Source organism: Streptomyces sp. CRN 30 (assembly GCF_034105845.1).
In genome coordinates, this window is sequence record NZ_JAVRHI010000099.1 from 1 (window position 1) to 3,395 (window position 3,395).

The window sequence follows — 3,395 nt, forward strand, 5'->3', positions numbered from 1 at the left end:
CTGGGCGAGCCGGCCGAGGTGACCGCCCGGCGGACCGCCGCGTTGCGGCTGCACGCGCGCGTGGCCACCGCCCTGCACCGTGCCGTGACCGACGCCGGAGCGCTCGCCCTGCCGCCGGCCGCCGGCCGGCACGTGTACGCGGACCTGGGCCCGCTCCGCCGGGCCCTCGCCCGGTACGGCGTCGGTGACGCGCAGGAACTGGAGGACTTCCTCACCTTCCGGCTGGACATGCCCGCACCCGGCGGTCACCGGTTCGGCGACGACCTCGGCGCGCTGCGCGTCCGGCTGTCCACCAGCCCCCTGCTCGGTGCCACGGTGGAGGAGCGCACGGTGGCCCTCGCGGCCCCCGACCCGCTGGAACTGCCCCACGTACGACGCGCGTTGACCATGATCGGCTCCGCCTTCGACGACCTGCGCGACGACGCCCGGCCGAAGGAGTCTCCCCGATGACGCACCAGCCGGGGCCGACGACGGATCCGACGCCGGTTCCCGCCCCCGAGGACAGCTTCCCGGCCGACGCGCCCGGCGGGCTCCGGCCGCTCGGGGAACGGCGGGTGTGGCCGCGGTCGTTCGCCGACCGGCTGACCACTCCGCTGCCCGGCATCGGAGGCTACGCGCGCTTCGCGCGGGAGGGCGCGCTGCGCCCGACCCGCGAGGGCCTCGCCGACATCCCGCGGCTGCCGTACGACCCCGATCCGCTGCCGCGGGTGGACGCCCGAACCCCGGCCGTCTCCTGGGCGGGACACGCGAGCTGGGTGATCCGCATCGGCGGGCTGACCGTGCTCACCGACCCGGTCTGGTCCCGCCGCATCCTCGGCACCCCCGCCCGGATCACTCCGGTCGGCGTCGCCTGGTGCGCCCTGCCGCGCGTCGACGCCGTCGTCATCAGCCACAACCACTACGACCACCTCGACGCGCCCACCCTCGCCCGGCTGCCGCGCGACACCCCGCTGTTCGTGCCCGCGGGGCTCGGACGCTGGTTCCTGCGCCGCCGGTTCACCCGCGTCACCGAGCTGGACTGGTGGGAGGGCGCCGAACTCGACGGCGTCCGCTTCGACTTCGTACCGTCGCACCACTGGTCCAAGCGCTCCCTGACCGACACCTGTCGTTCCCTGTGGGGCGGCTGGGTACTGGGCGACGGCGACGGGCACCGCCTCTACTTCGCGGGCGACACGGGCTACGGCCACTGGTTCTCCCGCATCGGCCGGCGCCACCCGGGCATCGACCTCGCGCTGCTGCCGATCGGCGCGTACGAGCCCCGCTGGTGGCTCAGCGACGTCCACTGCGACCCGGAGGAGGCGGTCCGCGCCTTCCAGGACCTCGGCGCCCGCCGCATGGCCCCCATGCACTGGGGCACGTTCGTGCTCTCGGCCGAGCCGGTCCTCGAACCGCTGCTGCGGGTGCGGGCCGCCTGGGAACGTGCGGGGCTGCCCCGCGAGGCGCTGTGGGACCTGCCGGTGGGCGGGTCGCGGGTGCTGGGGAGCCGGTGCACGGACCCCGTCGCCGCCGTATGACGGTTCTCCTCCTTGGACCTCGCCTCCCCGGGCCCCGCGTTATCTTGCTCGGGCGGAAGGGGCGGGAGGACCGGCCGGTAGGCCATCCTGCCCGATACGGCGGCGGGGAGCGGGAGTTGAGCATGGGGGCGCAGGACGCGCGGGACACGGCCGAGCGGCTGCGGGCGATCGTCGGCGAGCTGTCGGACCGTTTCCACGAGCGGGACGACGTGGTGCGGACGCTGGTGGTGACGCTGCTGGCCGGACAGCACTCGCTGGTGCTCGGCCCGCCCGGAACGGCCAAGTCCGAGCTGGCCCGGGAACTCACGGGCAGGGTCGAGGGGGCGTCCTACTGGGAGATCCTCCTGTCCAGGTTCACCGCGCCGACGCGGATGTTCGGTCCCATCGACGTCGCCGCGCTGGCCCGGGGCGAGTACCGCCAGGTGTACGAGGGCCGCGCCACGACCGCGCACGTCGCGTTCATCGACGAGATCTTCAAGTGCTCCACGGCGGCGCTCAACGAGACGCTGGGCTTCCTCAACGAGCGCATCTACCACCCCGAGAACGGCGGCGAGCCGGTCCGCTGCCCCCTGATCGGGGCCATCACGGCGAGCAACGAACTGCCCACGGGGGAGGACTCGGCCGCGATCTACGACCGGCTGCTGGTGCGGATCGAGGTCGGCTACCTGGAGGATCCCTCGAACTTCGCCGCGCTGGTCCGCTCCGCCGTCAGCCGCCCGGAGGCACCGGCGCGGACCACCGTCGAGCTGGCCACGCTGCGGCACGCCGTCACCGAGGCGGTCCCGGCCGTGGAGGTCCCCGACGCGATCGTGGACGCGGTGTGCACGCTGCGGGCCGCCCTGCGCCACAGGGAGATCGTCGCCTCCGACCGCCGCTGGCGGCAGGCGGTGGGCCTGCTCCAGGCGTCCGCGTACCTCGACGGCCGCCCGGCGGTCGCCCGGAACGACCTGTCGGTGCTGACGCACGTGCTGTGGAACTCTCCCGCCGAACGCCCGGCCGTCGAGCGCGAGGTGCTGCACCTGGTCAACCCCGACGCCAGGGAGGCGCTCGACCTGGCCGACACCGTCGAGGAGCTGGAGCGGCAGCTCGACGCCATGGCCGGGCAGTCCCGCGAGGCACTGAGCGACTGGGCCATCAAGAACGCCCACGGCAGGCTCGCCACGGCGGGCAAGCGGCTGGAGGAGCTGCGCGCGGAGGCGGCGGGCGCGGGCCGGTCCACCGCCGCCATCGACCGGGTCACCGGCCGCCAGCGCGCTGTCCGCGCCCGCGTGCTCACCGAGGCCCTCGGCGTGGACGCGAGCCTGGTGCAGGCCCAGGTCTGAGCTGCCGGAAGGAGCACGCACCGTGGAGGAGACACCGAGGAGGCCCACCGCCGTTCCCGGGCGGCACACCACGGCCGTGGTCGCGGACCGGTTCGACCGGATCGCCTGGCGCGACACCTACGCGCAGTCGGCCGGCCTGCGCGAGCTGGCCCAGGAGCTGGGCGAGCGCCACGCCCACGCCACCGACCTCCTGGCCGACGCGTTCCTGGCCGCCCACCAGGCCGCCCCGAGGTTGCGCGGGCGGCCGGAGATGGCCCCCTCCCGGCTGGTCAACCACCAGATCGTCACCGCGCTCATGGAGGCACCGGACTTCGCCGCGCTGCACCCGGAGACGGCGGGCGACCCCTATGCCGCGGCCCTGGCCGTGCTCGCCCAGGCCTCCGCGCTGCGCCGGATGCTGGAGCATCACCGGGACGCACAGGAACGGGCCGAGCGGGACGCCGAGGACGCGGCGCTCGGACGGGCGGCCGACGGGACGGACGGGTCCGACAGCGCGGACGGAGCCGTACAGCGGGCGGTCGGGGCCGCCCGGGACGCGGCGCAGGCCCTCGCGGCGGCG

General features: G+C 75.4%; 2 protein-coding genes and 2 pseudogenes. All 4 read left to right on the forward strand.

Annotated elements, in window-relative coordinates; translation table 11 throughout:
* Positions 1-450: pseudogene (locus UW392_RS09475) on the forward strand (pyridoxal phosphate-dependent aminotransferase); the annotation flags it as partial.
* Positions 447-1,514, forward strand: coding sequence for an MBL fold metallo-hydrolase (locus UW392_RS09480; RefSeq protein WP_320774459.1), 1,068 nt, complete (start codon positions 447-449; stop codon positions 1,512-1,514). The pseudogene UW392_RS09475 and the gene UW392_RS09480, both read left to right, overlap by 4 nt.
* A gap of 122 nt (positions 1,515-1,636) precedes the next feature.
* Positions 1,637-2,836, forward strand: a complete 1,200-nt coding sequence (locus tag UW392_RS09485; RefSeq protein ID WP_320774460.1) for an AAA family ATPase — start codon at positions 1,637-1,639, stop codon at positions 2,834-2,836.
* Between the two features lie 22 nt (positions 2,837-2,858).
* Positions 2,859-3,395: pseudogene (locus UW392_RS09490) on the forward strand (hypothetical protein); the annotation flags it as partial.